At 59.7% G+C, this 16,140-nt stretch carries 8 protein-coding genes and 7 pseudogenes; 3 read left to right on the top strand and 12 right to left on the bottom strand.

The annotated features are described in order from the left end of the window. Positions 1 to 387: 387 nt before the first annotated feature. Both AC6I8M_RS15575 and AC6I8M_RS15570 read right to left on the bottom strand, forming a co-directional pair. Positions 388 to 2,118: pseudogene (locus AC6I8M_RS15575) on the bottom strand (penicillin-binding transpeptidase domain-containing protein). Positions 2,119 to 2,428: 310 nt separating this feature from the next. Continuing rightward, positions 2,429 to 4,702, bottom strand: a complete 2,274-nt coding sequence (locus AC6I8M_RS15570) for a molybdopterin-dependent oxidoreductase (protein ID WP_058948840.1) — start codon at positions 4,700 to 4,702, stop codon at positions 2,429 to 2,431. A gap of 196 nt (positions 4,703 to 4,898) precedes the next feature. Here AC6I8M_RS15570 and galR point away from each other — a divergent pair, with 196 nt between their 5' ends. Further along, positions 4,899 to 5,900, top strand: a complete 1,002-nt coding sequence (gene galR, locus AC6I8M_RS15565) for an HTH-type transcriptional regulator GalR (RefSeq protein WP_010616944.1) — start codon at positions 4,899 to 4,901, stop codon at positions 5,898 to 5,900. A 179-nt stretch (positions 5,901 to 6,079) separates the two neighbouring features. Here the strand turns inward: galR and AC6I8M_RS15560 are convergent. Then, positions 6,080 to 6,510: pseudogene (locus AC6I8M_RS15560) on the bottom strand (GNAT family N-acetyltransferase). Beyond that, positions 6,510 to 7,763 (bottom strand): diaminopimelate decarboxylase, encoded by a 1,254-nt coding sequence (gene lysA / locus AC6I8M_RS15555; RefSeq protein ID WP_010616942.1) that lies wholly within the window; start codon positions 7,761 to 7,763, stop codon positions 6,510 to 6,512. Before lysA ends, AC6I8M_RS15560 begins: the two are co-directional and overlap by 1 nt. A 110-nt stretch (positions 7,764 to 7,873) precedes the next feature. Between lysA and AC6I8M_RS15550 the strand changes: the two genes are divergently transcribed. Next, the gene (locus AC6I8M_RS15550; protein ID WP_010616941.1) at positions 7,874 to 8,794 is read left to right on the top strand and encodes a LysR family transcriptional regulator; all 921 of its coding nucleotides are present in this window, start codon (positions 7,874 to 7,876) and stop codon (positions 8,792 to 8,794) included. On the opposite strand, the gene AC6I8M_RS15545 is transcribed toward AC6I8M_RS15550, so the two are convergent. Further along, a complete protein-coding gene (locus AC6I8M_RS15545) occupies positions 8,791 to 9,954 on the bottom strand; it encodes an MFS transporter (RefSeq protein ID WP_498013497.1) in 1,164 nt (387 codons plus the stop codon). The genes AC6I8M_RS15550 and AC6I8M_RS15545 overlap by 4 nt on opposite strands. 391 nt (positions 9,955 to 10,345) lie before the next feature. On the opposite strand from AC6I8M_RS15545, the pseudogene AC6I8M_RS15540 reads away from it, so the two are divergent. After that, a pseudogene (locus tag AC6I8M_RS15540) lies at positions 10,346 to 10,973 on the top strand (serine protease). 138 nt (positions 10,974 to 11,111) lie between these two features. On the opposite strand, the gene AC6I8M_RS15535 reads toward AC6I8M_RS15540, so the two are convergent. The 7 genes and pseudogenes from AC6I8M_RS15535 to AC6I8M_RS15505 all read right to left on the bottom strand — a co-directional run. After that, positions 11,112 to 11,786 (bottom strand): DUF1989 domain-containing protein, encoded by a 675-nt coding sequence (locus tag AC6I8M_RS15535; RefSeq protein ID WP_010616939.1) that lies wholly within the window; start codon positions 11,784 to 11,786, stop codon positions 11,112 to 11,114. Positions 11,787 to 11,799: 13 nt separating this feature from the next. After that, positions 11,800 to 12,465 (bottom strand): amino acid ABC transporter permease, encoded by a 666-nt coding sequence (locus tag AC6I8M_RS15530; protein ID WP_010616938.1) that lies wholly within the window; start codon positions 12,463 to 12,465, stop codon positions 11,800 to 11,802. After that, positions 12,465 to 13,116, bottom strand: a pseudogene (locus AC6I8M_RS15525) (amino acid ABC transporter permease). The gene AC6I8M_RS15530 and the pseudogene AC6I8M_RS15525 overlap by 1 nt, the downstream one beginning before the upstream one ends. 3 nt (positions 13,117 to 13,119) lie before the next feature. Continuing rightward, the gene (locus AC6I8M_RS15520) at positions 13,120 to 13,767 is read right to left on the bottom strand and encodes an urea carboxylase-associated family protein (RefSeq protein WP_022549259.1); all 648 of its coding nucleotides are present in this window, start codon (positions 13,765 to 13,767) and stop codon (positions 13,120 to 13,122) included. Continuing rightward, a pseudogene (locus AC6I8M_RS15515) lies at positions 13,751 to 14,382 on the bottom strand (DUF1989 domain-containing protein). Before AC6I8M_RS15515 ends, AC6I8M_RS15520 begins: the two are co-directional and overlap by 17 nt. A gap of 2 nt (positions 14,383 to 14,384) precedes the next feature. After that, a pseudogene (locus AC6I8M_RS15510) lies at positions 14,385 to 15,221 on the bottom strand (transporter substrate-binding domain-containing protein). Between the two features lie 95 nt (positions 15,222 to 15,316). After that, a pseudogene (locus tag AC6I8M_RS15505) lies at positions 15,317 to 16,095 on the bottom strand (MurR/RpiR family transcriptional regulator); the annotation flags it as partial. Between the last annotated feature and the right edge of the window lie 45 nt (positions 16,096 to 16,140).

The following is a 16,140-nucleotide window of genomic DNA, read 5'->3' as shown; positions in this document are numbered from 1 at the left end:
TTCAGCGAAAATCATCACGACGCGCATTATCGGCGGATCGCCAGAACGTTTTCTTATACGCAAACCGTAAGCGTTTAGTTAAGAGATGCAGGATTTAAACCGCGCCCGGCAGCGGTCGGTGATGGCGCGCGCAGGCGCTATAAACAGGAGAGGAGGACAACTTACAGGCAAAAAAACCCACGCATCCGCGTGGTTCGGTGCAACCGAACAGGGTGAATACCACAAGGGTATCGCTGCCGCAGCAGCCGATCTTCACACCAATCAATACCTCTGGGACCTTTATCGTCGCGCAATGGCGGCGCGGATAACAGCCGCAAATCGCAACGGAGTTCGGCGAAATGCAACGAGGTGTGAAAAGCTCAACTGCGCGTTTACATCCTGATTTCGTTAAGATTTATCTGATGCCGGTTTACTGTAAATCGCGTCTGGTGCCACGTTCATGTGTTTTAGCACCGGACCCATGATGTTGCCAAATACCGGCGCGGCCACCGAGCCGCCAAAGTGATCGCCAGCGGTAGGATGGTTAATCATCACCACCAGCGCCACTTCCGGATGGCTGGCCGGCGCGATGCCAGCGGTGTAGTTGACATAGCCGCCGTCATATTTGCCGCTGCTGCCCATCTTCTCCGCGGTGCCGGTTTTGGTCGCCAGCCGGTAGCCCGGTACCGCCGCTTTCACCCCGGTACCGCCCGGCAGCACGTCACTCTCCAGCATGTGCACCACGGTTTGCACGATCTGCGGATCCGCCACCTGCCTGCCCAGCACCGGTGGCATCACTTTGGTGATCGACAGCGGGCGATAGACGCCGTATGAGCCGAGCATGGCGTATTCACGCGCAATCTGCAGCGGCGTTACGCGCAGACCGTAGCCGAACGAAAAGGTGGCGCGCTCAATGTCCGCCCAGCGCTGGCGATGCAGCGGGAAGTAGCCCACGCTCTCACCGGTCAGTCCCAGTCCGGTCGGCTTGCCGAGACCAAACGCCTGGTAGGTGTTCACCAGCGCTTCCGCCGGCATCGCCAGCGCAATGTGCGACACGCCGATGTCGCTGGATTTCTGCAAAATGCCGGTCATGGTCAGCCGCGGCCAGTGGCCGACATCGCGAATAAGGTGGCCGTTGACGCTGTAGGGCGTGGTGTCGATCACCGAATCGGGGCGAACCAGATGGCGCTGCAGCCCTTCCATCACCACCAGCGGCTTCACCGTCGAACCGGGTTCGTAGCTGTCGTTGATGGCGGTATTGCGCATTTGCGCCGGTGTGGCGTTGTCATAATTGTTGGGGTTGAACGACGGATAAGACGCCATGGCGAGGATTTCGCCGGTGTCGATCTTCACCAGCACCGCCGCGCCCGAATCGGCCTTGTTGAGCAGCACGCCGTCGCGCAGCTTGCTGTACAGCGTAAACTGATCAAATTTGTCGATGCTGAGCTGTACCGTCGGCGGCTGCTTCGGCGGCTCGTAATCGATCATCGCAATAATGTTGCCGTCCCCGTCCTAGCGATACACCTCTTTACCCGGCTCGCCCTGCAGTACCCGGTAAAAGCCCTTCTCCAGCCCGTTAAGCCCGTTATTGTCCGCCCCGACGATGCCAATCAGCGGCGCCGCGGCTTCACTCATCGGATAAAAACTGCTGTCGTCATACACCGAACTGATGCCTTTCAGATGCAGCTCTGCAATATCTTTGGCAATGCCCAGCTCGATTTTGCGCCCGAGATAGAGGAAGCGCTTTTTCGGATTGGCGGTGATCTGCGTGCGCAGCTCGTCCGGTCGCAGATTCAGCGCCGCCGCCAGATAGCTCCATTTGGCGCTGGTGAAATCGGGATTGGCCTCCAGCACGCGCATCGGATCGGCGATGATATCGCGCGATGGTACGCTGAGCGCCAGCGCCTGGCCGTCGCGGTCGAGCAGCGTGCCGCGGTTGGTCGGCAGTGTCACGGTACGCAGCGAGCGCTGGTCGGCTTCGTGCTCCAGCATCGGATGATTGATCAGCTGCAGATCGCCGACGCGTGCCAGCAGCAGGCCCATGCAGCCTAATACGTCCAGACAAATCAGACGAAAACGAAACGGGTTAAACGGGGCTTTAATCTGGTCTTTTCCCAGAAATTTTTTAATCGAAGGCATGGCGATCCGCTGCGATAAAAGATGAATCCAAAGGGGTTAGCTGCAGTTATAAAGAAAGGTAAAGCGAGTTGACAGGAAAACAATATATCAGTTCGTTTATGCCCGATTGAGGTCATCGCGACGGGACGCGTCACACCGGCAGATCGCAGGCAAAAAAACCTGCGCATCTGCGCAGGTCGGTGTAATCAAGAAAACTGTTGATGTTCAACCATCAATACCTCTGGGACCCAGACTGTAGCAAGTTGCTCAGCGCAGAAACTATCACTCAAACGCAACAGTTACCGGCAAAATGTAACCAGCGGTGAGATTGTTAGCCGATTGTGCAACTGACGTGTTTTTTGATTTCCACCAGGCAGCTCATGGCGTTCGGGCCCTGTGTTAACGACGAGGTCCCGATGTCAAGCGTCAGCACGTTAGGGTTGCCGGCGCGGTCCCACGGCTGCCACGCTTTGCCAAAACCGGGATCGAACCAAGCGCCGGTGGCGATGATCACCACGCCGGGCGTCAGGCCGTCCGTCACGCGAACGCCAGCCAGCATACGGCCACGCGCGTTGCTCACTTCAATCTCATCGCCGTCACTGATACCGCGCGCGGCGGCATCGTCAACGTGCATATACAGCGTTTCGTGACCGGCGGTTTTGCCGGCCTGTACCGTGGCGGTGGCATCCAGCTGACTGTGCAGGCGATCCGCAGGCTGAACGGAGATCATGTGCAGCGGGAACTGCGCGCTGAGCGCTGCGCCAAGCCACTCCTGCGGCGCGCGCCACTCCGGATGCCCGGCGAAATCCGCCAGCTGGTAATCGGCAATGGTCTGGCAAAACAGCTCAATTTTGCCGCTGGCGGTGTGAATCGGATGCGCCTGCGGATCGGCGCGGAAATCATCCATAAACACGTACGGCTTGCCGCCCTGCGGAATCTCAACAAAGCCGCGCTGCCAGAATACCTCAAATTCCGGGAACGCGATGTCCAGTTGCGCATGCGCCTGCGCGCACTGCTGGTAAAGATGCTCAATCCACTGCATCTCGTTGCGTCCTTCGGTAAAACGATCGCGGTAGCTGAGGCGATCGGCCAGATCGGCAAAAATATCAAAGTCGTTGCGCGCCTGATGCTGCGGTTTAATCGCCTGGTGCATTGCCAGCACGAAGCGGTCACGCGAGGAGCCGCCAATGTCGTTGCGCTCCAGCGTGGTGGTGGCCGGCAGCACGATGTCCGCCATCTGCGCCGCGGGCGTCCAGACGATATCCTGCACGATTACCGTATCCGGGCGCTGCCAGCCCTCGACCAGCCGGTTGAGCTGCTGGTGATGATGGAACGGATTGCCGCCTGCCCAGTGCACTAGGTGAATGTCGGGATAGTGCAGCGTTTCGCCCTGAAACGCATACGGCTGGCCGGGATTGAGCAGCATGTCGCTGATGCGCGCCACCGGGATCGACAGGTTCGCCGGATTCGGTCCGGTGCTCATCAGCGGCGCCGGGCCTTCCTGACGCGGATTGCCGACGCTGTTCATCGAGCCATGCCCAAAAGAGAAGCCGCCGCCCGGCAGTCCCGGCTGGCCCAGCATCGACGAGAGCGCAATCATCATCCAGTACGGCTGCTCGCCGCGATGGGCGCGCTGCACCGCATAAGCACAGGTGATAAAGCTGCGTTTGCCCGCCAGCTGCTGCGCCAGCAGCGCGATACGCGCCGCCGGGATGCCGGTTATCGCACTGGCCCACGCGGGCGTTTTCGCCACGCCGTCGCTTTCGCCTAGCAGATAGGCACGCAGCTGCGGCCAGCCGGTACAGTGGCTGGCGAGGAAAGCCTCATCGATAGCGTTCCGGCGGGTAATTTCATAGCCGAGCGCCAGCATCAGCGCCACGTCGGTGTTCGGGCGAATCGGAATCCACTCGGCGTTAACGAACGCCGGGCAGTCATCGCGCATCGGGCTGATGTTAATGATCGGCGTGCCTTTGGCGCTCAGCTGCTGCAGCGCCGGTTTCAGGCTGTGCTCGCCGGCGCCGCCGGATGCCACCTGCGCATTTTTCAGCGCCAGGCCGCCAAAGGCGACGAAAATTTCTGCGTGCTCCACCAATTGCGGCCAGTCGGTGACGCGGCCGGTGAGCGGCATATAAGTGCCAATCACGTACGGCAGAAAGAACTGTGCCGCGCCCCAGCTGTAGTTACCCTGCTGATCAACGCCACCGCCGCCCTGGAAATAGAAGCGACGAATCAGGGTACGCGCATGGTTAACGCGACCGGCTGATGACCAGCCGTACGAACCGTTGAAAATGCCGGAAGCACCGTAGCGGTCGCGCACCCGGCAGTTCTCTTCCGCCACCAGATCGAGCGCGGTGTCCCAGTCCACGGCGACAAAATCTTCCCGGCCGCGCAGCGTGCGATCGCTGTTTTCACGCGACTTCAGCCACGAACGGCGCACCATCGGCTGACGGATGCGTTTATCCGAGTACACCAGTTCAGGGAGGGTGTGGATCATCGGTGAAGGATCGGCATCGGCGAAGAAAGGTTCGCAGGCAATCAGGCGCTGATTTTCGGTTACGGCGGTAAACGCGCCCCAGTGCGCGAGGTGCGGCACACGAGTTTTCATGGTTATGGGTCCGGCAGGCAGGTGTGATTCAGGCTGGCAGCATAGCACGGTGCCGTTACCGGGCTAAAGCCTCACCGTGAGCGTCTGATTTTCCGCACTTTTGCGACAGCGCTGACATTCTGGCGGGTTGCGGCTGCCGGGCTTTTCCGTAACACTCAGAGCATGTGTAAACGTTTTCCCGGATGTCGACCATTGCATGGCTACTATTAAGGATGTTGCCCGCATGGCGGGGGTGTCGGTCGCGACCGTGTCCCGCGTCATCAATAATTCGCCCAAAGCCAGCGAGAGTTCGCGCCTCGCCGTTACCCAGGCCATGGAACAGCTGCAGTATCACCCTAACGCCAATGCCCGCGCGCTGGCGCAGCAATCCACCGAAACGCTCGGGCTGGTGATAGGCGATGTGTCAGACCCGTTTTTTGGCGCGATTGTGAAAGCGGTCGATGAAGTCGCCGGGCAAACCGGCAACTTTCTGCTGATTGGTAACGGTTACCATAATGAGCAAAAAGAGCGCCAGGCGATTGAACAGCTGATACGCCATCGCTGTGCCGCCCTGGTGGTGCACGCCAAGAAAATTCCCGATGACGACTTAGAGCTGCTGATGAAGCAGGTGCCGGGCATGGTGCTGCTGAATCGGCTGCTGCAGGGATTTGAGTCGCGCTGCATCGCGCTGGATGACCGCTACGGCGCCTGGCTGGCCACCCGCCACCTGATTCAGCAGGGTCATACTCAGATCGCCTTTATCTGCTCGACGCACACCATTTCTGACGCCGAAGATCGGCTGCAGGGCTACTACGATGCGCTGAAGGAGCACGGTCTGCCGTGCAACGACCGGCTGGTGGCGTGGGGAGAACCGGACGAGGTAGGCGGCGAGCAGGCAATGACGGAACTGCTCGGACGCGGCAAGCAGGTGAGCGCGGTAGCGTGCTACAACGATTCGATGGCCGCCGGTGCGCTGGCGGTGCTGAGCGATAACGGCATTCGCGTACCGGAAGAGATGTCGCTGATTGGCTTTGATGATGTCCTGGTGTCGCGCTACGTGCGTCCGCACCTGACCACGGTGCGCTATCCGATTGTGACCATGGCGCAGCAGGCCGCGCAGCTGGCGCTGGCGCTGGCCAACGGCACCGCGCTGCCGGAGGTGACCAATATGTTTAGCCCGACGCTGGTAAGGCGGCATTCGGTGGGTGGACCGGGCTGAGCACCAGGTGCGCATCAACATGTGCCATGCGAAATGATGAATAAACGGAAATGAACGGAATGGTTTTTCCAGGTGCGCATGAATACGCACCCTACGAAACAAAGCTGAACGAGGCTTTTTAGCCGGGTGCGCATCAACGTGCGCCATACGACGTAGGGTCGGCATTCATGCCGACCTGGTCATAAATCCTGCGAATACACCTTCACCGGCACATCGGGGAACACCAGCGCATCACACTGATACTGCCAGCCGAAACGCTCGTAGTAGCCGCCAAACGTCGACCACAGCCACACCGTTTCATAGCCGCGCTGGCGGGCGTAATCCAGCACGTGCTGCTGCAGGGTGGCGCTTCATCCACATACAGCACGGCAACCCACGGATAGAGATCCTGACGGCTAATCAAATCGCAGCGCCAGAACCCTACCGTGCCGTGCGGCACGTCATCGTCGTCCAGCGCGACAAAGGTCACCCGAAACGCGGCACCGTTCAGACTGCTGCGTACAATGCTGTCGTAAAACGCGCGTGAGGTGCCGTCACCAAACGCCTGCCATAGCCAGTCGGTGATCTGGCTGGCGTGATGCGGCACGCTGCTGAGCGGCACGATGCGCATCAGTTCAGCTCCAGCGCCAGCAGTTCCTGAATGGTCTGCGCACGGCGAATCTCACGCGGCACGCCCTGCTCGAACAGCACTTCCGGGATCAGCGGACGGCTGTTGTAGTTGGAGGACATTGATGCGCCGTAAGCGCCGGTATCATGGAACACCAGATAATCGCCGACCTTTGCCGCTGGCAGCGCGCGGGTTTCCACTTTGCCCCCTTCCCGCTGGGTAAACACATCTCCCGATTCACACAGCGGCCCGGCCACCACGCTCTCCACATTCGCCTCACCCGGCGCGCTGCCATCGGCAGGCAGCAGCGAAATATGATGATAGCTGCCGTACATCGACGGACGCATCAGATCGCTGAAACCGGCATCCACCAGCACAAAGTGACGGCTACCCATCTGCTTCACCGCCCGCACCTGCGACACCAGCACGCCCGATTCCGCCACGAGGAAGCGGCCCGGCTCGATCTCCAGCTTCACCGCATGGCCGAGGTGCGCCGCGATACGCTCGCGCGCGCCGTTCCACAGGCCATAATAGTGCTGCGTATCTATCGCCTCCTCACTAAAGCGGTAAGGAATCGACAGCCCACCGCCCGCCGAAATGGCCTGCAGGTCCTGGCCAAAGGCCACCACCTGATCGACCATCGCGTCGCACACCTGCTGCAGATGGCCATAATCGACACCGGAGCCAATGTGCATATGTAGCCCCACCAGCTGCAGGCCGTGTTGCGGAATCGCCGCCAGCGCCAGCGGCAGATCGCTGTGCCAGATGCCGTGCTTACTGTTTTCGCCGCCGGTATTGGTTTTCTGGCTGTGACCGTGGCCAAAGCCCGGGTTAATACGCAGCCAGACGCTGTGGCCCGGCGAAACCGCGCCGAGCTGATGCAGCATATCCACTGAGCCGGCATTCACCGGCACCTTCAGCTCGGCGATGCGCGCCAGTGTCGGCGAGTCCAGCACATCGGCGGTGAACACAATATCCTCGCCGCCCGGCTGAAAACCGGCAGCCAGCGCACGTTCGATCTCGCCGAGCGAGACCGAATCGACCTTGACGCCGGCAGCGCGCATCAGGCGCAGAATATGAATATTCGAGCAGGCCTTTTGCGCAAAGCGCACCACATCAAACGCGCTGAGCTGTGCAATACGCTGCTGAATGATTTCTGCATCGTAAGCCCAGAACGGGCCGCTGTAGCGCTGCGCCAGCGGCAGCAGATTTGTGGCGTTAAGCGCCGTCTGGGAATCGTTAAGTGGACGTGGCATGAACATTCTCCTGAGTCGTTGCTGTCATTTAGCCACAGCACAGCGATGCAGAAAAATATCTATTTAAGCATCAGCTATGCAAATATGATATGGATGACACGGAGGCGACGATGGCAAAAATTAACTGGCGGCATATCGAAATCTTTCACGCGGTGATGACCAGCGGCAATCTGACCCAGGCAGCCACGCTGCTGCACACCTCGCAGCCAACGGTGAGCCGCGAACTGGCGCGGCTGGAGCAGCAGCTGGGCTTACAGCTGTTTGAGCGGGTGCGCGGCCGCCTGCAGCCTACCGTGCAGGGACTGCGGCTGTACGAAGAGGTGCAGCGCTCGTGGTTCGGTCTGGATCGCATCATGGATGCCGCCGAAGGGCTGCGCAATTTCCGCCAGGGCGAGCTGTCAATCGCCTGCCTGCCGGTCTTTTCCCAGTCGCTGTTGCCGCCATTGCTGCAGCCGTTTTTACAGCGCTATCCGCAGGTGAGCCTGAATATTATTCCGCAGGAGTCGCCGCTGCTGGAGGAGTGGCTGTCGGCGCAGCGCTACGATCTCGGTCTGACCGAAACCCAGCATGCACCCGCCGGGACTGAACGCCTGGCACTGCTGACCAGTGATGAAGTGTGCGTGCTGCCACCGCAGCATCCGCTGTGTCAGCGGGCGGTGCTGACGCCGCAGGATTTCCACGGTGAAAACTATGTCAGCCTGTCGCGCAGCGATAGGTATCGTCAGTTACTGGATGCGCTGTTCCATGAGCAGCAGGTGGAGCGGCAGCTGGTGCTAGAGACGCACAGCGCCGCGTCGGTGTGCGCGATGGTGCGCGCCGGAGTGGGTATTTCGATTGTTAATCCCCTGACGGCGCTGGATTACGCCGACAGCGGTGTGGTGATGCGCCGCTTCAGTATTGCCGTGCCGTTCACGGTGAGCCTGATGCGGCCACAGCATCGACCGGCATCGGCGCTGGTCGATCACTTTTGCGACCACCTGCAGCAGCAGGTGGCCACCTTTCCGCAGCGCATCGCCCAGCGTCTGGCTTAAGCGCGCACCGTCTCGCGCTGACCGCCCGATTTGCGGAAGGTCAGCAGACAAACCACTAATCCCGCTGCCGCCAGCGCCGCCGCCGCGACCAGAACCGCCGTCAGGCCATAGCCTTTGTCGATCACTGCGCCGCCCACCCACGCACCGAGCGCGTTACCGACGTTAAAGGCCGAGATGTTGAGCGTCGACACCAGATTTGGCGCCTCTTTACCGTGGCGCACTACGTTGATCTGCAGGCCTGGCACGGTGGCGAAGGTCGCCATCGCCCACAGGAACAGGGTGACTTCAGCCAGCCACAGCGCATGGCTGGTCCAGCTGAACAGCAGCGAGAACACGGCGATCAGCGAAAAGCTGAGGATCAGGCTGAACGACACTTTCCAGTCCGCCAGTTTCCCGCCAACAATGTTACCCACCGTCAGGCCGGTGCCAATCAGGAACAGCGTCCAGCTGACGCCGCGATCGCTGATGCCAGTCACCTGCAGCAGCAGCGGCGCAATGTAGCTGAACAGCGCAAACATCGCGGCGGCAAAACACACCGTCATCAGCAGCGACAGCCACAGTTTGCCGTTGGCCAGCGCGCTGATTTCGCTCGCCAGATGCACCGGTTTTTCATCTTTGTTGGTTGGCAGGCTGACAATCAGCGCGATGAACGCGAGGATGCCGATAATCGCCACGCCCCAGAAGGTGACGCGCCAGCCAAACAGCTGACCAAACCAGGTGCCGAGCGGCACGCCCAGCACGTTGGCCAGCGTCAGACCGGTAAACATCAGCGCCACCGCTGACGCCTGACGACTCGGTGCCACCAAGCTGGCCGTGACCACTGAACCGATGCAGAAGAACGCACCGTGACACAACGCGGTAATGACGCGCGCCAGCATCAGCAGGTTATAGGTATAAGCCAGCGCACAGAGTACGTTGCCGATGATGAAGATGATCATCAGCAGAATCAGGGTACGTTTACGCGGCAGTTTCGCGGTCAGCAGCGCCATGATTGGCGCGCCGATGGCCACGCCCAGCGCATAGCCGCTGATCAGCCAGCCCGCAGAAGGAATCGACACCTGCAGGTCACCCGCCACTTCCGGCAGTAACCCCATGATGACGAACTCCGTGGTGCCGATGGCGAACGCACTCAGCGCCAGCGCCAGTAATGCAACAGGCATAACACACTCTCCCAAGATAATTTTGCAGGCGGGCCGCACGACGAACGCCGTACGGTTAAGAAAGACGCGTATCCCTCCGACAGTGCGGGGATGTTTATTTTTGAACTGCGTCACAGTCTGCTATTAAAGCACAGCCTCCGGCTATCAACCACCCGGGCGGCAGCAAGGCTATTTTGCCTGCGCGGCAATAATCCCGGCGCTAAAAAGCGTCGCTTATGCATCACTGAGACAGGACGGCGATAACAGACTACGCTTGATAACAGGTTGTGATCGCTGTCACAGCGACAGCGCTTTCTGGCGTTAAATCAGGCAGTAAAGGATGGTCGCACATTGCCGATACCCCAATGGATTGCCCGGTGATGCGGCGTCAACACAACAGGGGGACAGAGTTATGCGATGGATCATCGCGCTGGCGATCGGCGGCTTAAGCGGCTGCTCGGTCGGGCACTATGAATACAGCTCAGAAGCGGCCAGGCGCGTCGATATGACCGTCACCGGCATCCCCACCGTACTTGGCATGGGTGCGCTGGGCACCACTATCCCCCTGACGCGCGAATACAGCCTGACGGCGGCGCACGTGGCCAAATATTCGCTGTATCGGGTGAAGGCCTGGCATCCGGAGTGCGATATCGCCGTGGTTTATCATGCGAATAAATAAGCCAATCTGCCCCCCGCAGTTCCGTAACAGCCATATCGGCGACAACGTTAATCTGTATGGGTATAGCTTTATCTCTGCGCTGCCGGTGGCATCAAGCGGCAAAAACCTGATCAATACTACGCTGAGCAATGACTGGAATAAGGCCAGCTGCGTGGTGGTGGCGGCCAATGCCGGCGTGGTGAAAGGCATGTCCGGCGGCGCGGTGTATAACGCCAGCGACGACACGCTGGCCGGGGTGATTGTCGGCTATAGCAGTCGGATTGATGATAATAAGAGCGGCAAAACGCTGTTTAAAGATGTGGCGCTGTATGTGCCTTATGCGCGGTTCCAGGCGTGGCTGGAGGGCGTGGTGAAGTCTTAGGTTGGGTACGCGCTGATGCCCTCACCCCGGCCTTCTCCCACAGGGAGAAGGAGACGCTGCCACATGTTCGCTCGATCGGTATCTCTCCCACTTGTGGGAGAGATACCGTCTTGCCGGATGATCGGCAAGACATAAGGCTTAGGGTGAGGGAACCCACGCACCTTGCAACTGCACCTGCGGAAATCCGCTGGTCAGAATACGCAGCTCGGCATCGCGCGGGGTGTTGTCGCCCTGCCCCTGAATGCTGACGATATCCTGCGGACAGGCGGAAAACGCCACAAAACAATCCATCTCGGCGCGCAGCACAATATAGTCGCCCGGCTTCGTCACCACCGGCAGCGTCTTCAGCGTAATGCCATCCGGCTGCACCTGAATATTCATAAAGATATTAAACGAGGCCAGATTGCCGTGCGGCAGCGTCACGCCCAGCTCACGCATGCCTTCAAACAGATTGTCATGGCAGTTGCGATGCGGTTCGGTGCAGCCGAGCAGCTCATAACGACGTGCGTCGCAGGCCGCCATGAAGGTGTCGTGCACGCCAGGCGAGGTATCCGCCACCAGCGTCAAAATCGGGTGGCGCTGACTGGTGATAAAGCTGTCGCCCATTTTGGGATTGAGACGCTGATTCCACACGCGCGTCGCCTCCATACACATATATTCACTCACATCCTCAGCGTTGTACGCCCAGCAATCCACCACCTGCGTGCCGTGCAGGTTAATCACCTGCACCGCTTCACCTTTCTTCAGGCGCACCGCTTTGCCGTAGCGCGCCGGGATGGTCATCGCTTCACGATGCTGAAATCCAGCCGACATGTTGTTCTCCTGATTAATGCTGCATGGCACGACGATAGCGCGTCATGCGAGATTCAAGGCCGCGCGCCAGCCAGTCGATGACGCTGTTGAGCAGCCAGTAGCAGAGCGCCACAGTGAGATAGATCTCCAGCGGCGCGTAGGTATCCGAAATCGCCTGTTTGGCGGCGTACATAAACTCCTGCACCGAGACAATCGACAGCAGCGCGGAGTCTTTAATCAAAACGGTCATCAGCCCGACCAGCGGCGAAAGCATCTGCGGCAGCGTTTGCGGCAGCACCACGTCGCGCAGTTGTTCGCTGCGGCTCAGGCCGAGCACGCGGCATGCTTCCCACTGCCCTTTTGGCAGCGCATCAATGGCCGAGCGGATCACCTGCGCAATGTAAGGCGCGTAATAGAGCGTCAATGCCAGCACGCCCACCACTGGCGATGACAGCGTGATGTCATATTCCGGCAACACAAAATAGAGCAGATAGATCACCACCAGCAGCGGCAGTGCAAGGGTTAAGCCTCTGTAAAGATTGAGCAACCGTAGCCAGAACCGCGAGGCACGCATCAGCAGCACGGCCAACAGCGCGCCCCACAGCAGCGAGCAGAGCGCCGCCACCAGACAGAGCTGCAAGGTGGCGAGCAGGCCGTCACCGAGCGATGGCAAAGAGGTGATAATTGCCTGCCAATCCATTACGCCAACCTCCGTTTCGCTTCTAAACGACGCGCCGCCGCAATTAACGGCATGGCGATCAGCAGATAACCGGCCGCCACCAGCAGCAGAACCTGCGTGGCTTCGTAGGTGCGGGCGATGACGATCTGTCCGGCGTAGGTCAGTTCGGTCAGCGCCACCATCGACGCCAGCGGCGTGGTTTTCAGCAGAATGGTGAACTCATTCACCAGCATCGGCAGACTGGCGCGCATCACCTGTGGATTGATGACGTACCACCACGTCAGCAAGCGGCTCAGGCCCAACGTGCGCGACGCTTCCAGCTGTCCGCGCGTCACCAGGCTTGCGGTTAACGCGCAGGATTTCCGCCACGTACGCGCCGCTGTTGAGGCCAATGGCAATCACCGCCGCCAGCATCGGCTGACCGCCCAACCCCAGCCGCGGCAAGGTGAAAAACACCACAAACAGCTGAACAATCGCCGGCGTTCCGCGCATCACGCTGACATAGAAACGCCCGATGGCGCGCCAGATCCAGGCACGACGCAGCTGCAGGAAGCAGCCGAGCTGCCCCATCACCACGCTGACTAACGACGCCAGCACGGTGAGCACCAGCGTCATCAGCAGGCCGTGTCCGAGTTCCGGCAGCGCGGCCACTACCTGTTGATCCAGCCCCATGCGTTACTCCGCGTTAAAGTCGTGCAGGTTTTCCGCCACCGACAGCAGCAGCGGCGCGGGACGGTCGTTGCCCTCAGTACCGGTGTTGCAGGCCGAGACGATGAACTGCGTATCCATCACCACGCGACAGGTAATGCTGTCACCGGCTTTGGTCAGGTTGGTTTCCGGCAGAATCTCGCCTTCTCGCTTCAGCCTGACGTGCATAAACAGGTTGATGGGTTCTGGCAGCTTCGGCATCACCATGCCCAGACGCGCCAGCTCGCCGCGCAGCGCATCGAGGCAACCTTCGCCCTGATAGCCGCGCTCATTAAGAAACGCCGTGGTGGACGCCGGCAGCAGCAGGTCGTGACGCTTCACGCTATCTTTGCCCAGCACCATCATCGGACGGCGACGATTATTCACCAGACGCATGCCGGAACCGAGCAGGTAGCTGTTGCTGAACACCCGCGTGTGGTGCACCGACAGCCACACGGCGGGATCGGCCATGCTGAAGCCAAACAGCGAAGCCACCGCGCCGTCGCCCTGGGCGGTGATGCGCAGTAACTGGTCGCGCAGCACGCGAATCGAACCGATGCTGCCCGGCGCAACCGGCACCGGTTCAGCCAGCGTACGCACGGCGGTTTCCTGATAATTTTCACGCATTAACAGCATGATTCATCTCCTGAGCGTGAAAATGGTCGCTGACCACGATGTCGATTGGTGTCACCTGCAGGCCGTTGCCGGGAATGATGTCCTGCGGACAGGATGAGACCGCGCAGATCAGATCGCACAGCGCTTCAAAGGTGATGCTGTCGCCCGCTTTGCTGTTGGGATCGGTCACTTCCATGCGGCCATCGGCGGTAACCGGGCCGTTCTGGAACAGGTTGAACGGCTCCGGCAGCGAGAAGTAGGTAACGCCAAACGCCTTCATCCCCTCCAGCAGGTTATCCACGCAGTTGCGATGCCCTTCGACACCGAAATCAATGCTGAAACGGGTGCGATCGCAGGCGGGCACGTTGGCGTCGTGGATGCCGATGCTGTCAGCAAGAATGCGCAGCATCGGGCGGTTTTCACTCGACCACAGCGCGTCGCACGGCTTGAAGAACAGCGAGCGCAGCTGCTGACGCGTGTGCACTGGCGACAGTTTCTCGTTCAGGTCATCGGCATTAACCGCGACGAAATCGGCCGCCTGCTGCCCTCACTATCAATCACGGTAATAAACTGGCCCTTGCGCACGCGGAAGGTTTTGCCAAAGCCGGCAGGCACCGTCAGGTTGAACTGGCACATAATTACTCCTGCGGAATGAAGTCGCTGGCGGGCACGGTAAAGGTGGTGCCGAGATACTGCTGTTGCAGCCTGGTCAGTTCGCCGTCTTTCTGCATCGCCAGGATGTGGTCGCTAATGGCTTTGTTCAGGCTGCCATCTTCTTTACGTGTCGCCCAACCCATCCACTGCGACGGGCCGACTTCGCCCACCTGCGCCACTCTGCCGGCATATTTTTTTGCTACCGGCGCGAGTACCGAGATGTCGTCATAAACGAAGTCGGCGCGTTTGGTCATCAGCGTGCTGACGGTTTGATCCAGCGAATCGACGTTGATGATGGTGATCGGTTTCTTACCCTCTTTCTTCAACTGCTCATTGAAGCCCTTCAGCAGCTGCTCTGGCACGCTGGCCGTTTTCACCGCACCGCGCAGACCCGACAAGCTTTCCGGACTCAGGGTTTTGCCGCTGAAGGTTTTCGCCTCAGCTTAACGCACCAGCACGCCGTTGACGGTTTTGCTGTATGGCACGGTGAACAGCACTTTCTTCGCGCGTTCCGCCGTGACGTTAAGGGATGAACCTTCGGCATTAGAAGGAGCCCGAAATCAGGCCCGGCAGAATGCCGCTGAAGGCGGTTTTCTGAAACTCCAGTTTCACACCGAGATCTTTGGCGAAGATTGCATGATCGCCACGCTGTAGCCGGTGATCTCACTTTTGTCATCGGTGTATTCGTAGGGAGGAAAGGTTGGATCGATACCGACAGTGATTTTGCCGCTGCTTTTGATGTCAGCCAGCGTGTCGGCTTGCGCCTGCGCCACGGTGCCTACGGAGAGAAGTGCGGCAATCAGCAGTGCTGTTTTTTTCATAATGGTGTTTCCTTGGTGTTGGTGAAATATCTTTTTCTACTGAGCACATTTTGTGCCAGCTTTTTCACCACTGCGCAGAGTAACCAGAGACAATGTCGGGCCACCAGTGAACAGAGCAGATTACACACGCCGGGGAGCGCGGCGGTGCTATCGAAGATCAGGCTGCTGTCGGTGTGACAGCGGATGACCCACAGCGCATGGCGCGCCGGTTTGCCGGAGAGCACGTCGGCGATATACAGCATCGGCACGTTGCGCTCGGCCAGCGCGTTCATTGCCGCCTCCAGCGCGGGCATGCGCCGACGCAGACCGACGCAGATCACCACATCCCCGGCGGTCAGAGCCGCTATATGTTCCGCCAGCGAATCGCCGGGACGCGGCAGCAGACGCACATCGAAGTGAATATGGATCAGATCGCGATAGATCAGATGCGTGATGGTTTGACTGTGCCGCCAACCCATCACCACCACGCGCCGCGCCTGGCTGATGGCGCTGACCGCCTGCTGCAGCTGTTCACTGTCCAGTGTGCGATAGCTGTTAACCAAGCTGGCGATCTCTTTTTCCAGATGCTGCTGCATGATGCTGGCCAGCGGCGACGCGCTGGGTGCCGGTTGCAGATAGAGCGGTGAACCACTGTGCTCTGCATGTCACGCGCCTAGCGACGTGCGGCTTCATAACTTTCGTAGCCGAGATGGCGGAAGAAGCGCGTGGTGGTGGCTTTGGACACGCCCGCGCTGTGTGCCAGTTCAGTGGCAGTGTTCATGGCTAACTGGCCCGGTGCGGCGAGTAGTACATCGGCAAGTCGCTGCTCGTGGCTGGAGAGTTGATCCCAGTGCTGACGAATCCGGCCCTCTAACGTTGCCGCTTTTGCACTCATGGTGATTCCCTGAAAATGAAAAAAACCATCCTGCACAGAGCGTGC

The organism is Type-A symbiont of Plautia stali (genome assembly GCF_059731155.1).
This window is presented reverse-complemented; position numbering and strand designations above follow the sequence as displayed.

Coding starts and splice junctions, on each gene's coding strand:
- AC6I8M_RS15570 (WP_058948840.1), bottom strand. CDS start 4,702: ATGAAAACTCGTGTGCCGCACCTCGCGCACTGGGGCGCGTTTACCGCC.
- galR (WP_010616944.1), top strand. CDS start 4,899: ATGGCTACTATTAAGGATGTTGCCCGCATGGCGGGGGTGTCGGTCGCG.
- lysA (WP_010616942.1), bottom strand. CDS start 7,763: ATGCCACGTCCACTTAACGATTCCCAGACGGCGCTTAACGCCACAAAT.
- AC6I8M_RS15550 (WP_010616941.1), top strand. CDS start 7,874: ATGGCAAAAATTAACTGGCGGCATATCGAAATCTTTCACGCGGTGATG.
- AC6I8M_RS15545 (WP_498013497.1), bottom strand. CDS start 9,954: ATGCCTGTTGCATTACTGGCGCTGGCGCTGAGTGCGTTCGCCATCGGC.
- AC6I8M_RS15535 (WP_010616939.1), bottom strand. CDS start 11,786: ATGTCGGCTGGATTTCAGCATCGTGAAGCGATGACCATCCCGGCGCGC.
- AC6I8M_RS15530 (WP_010616938.1), bottom strand. CDS start 12,465: ATGGATTGGCAGGCAATTATCACCTCTTTGCCATCGCTCGGTGACGGC.
- AC6I8M_RS15520 (WP_022549259.1), bottom strand. CDS start 13,767: ATGCTGTTAATGCGTGAAAATTATCAGGAAACCGCCGTGCGTACGCTG.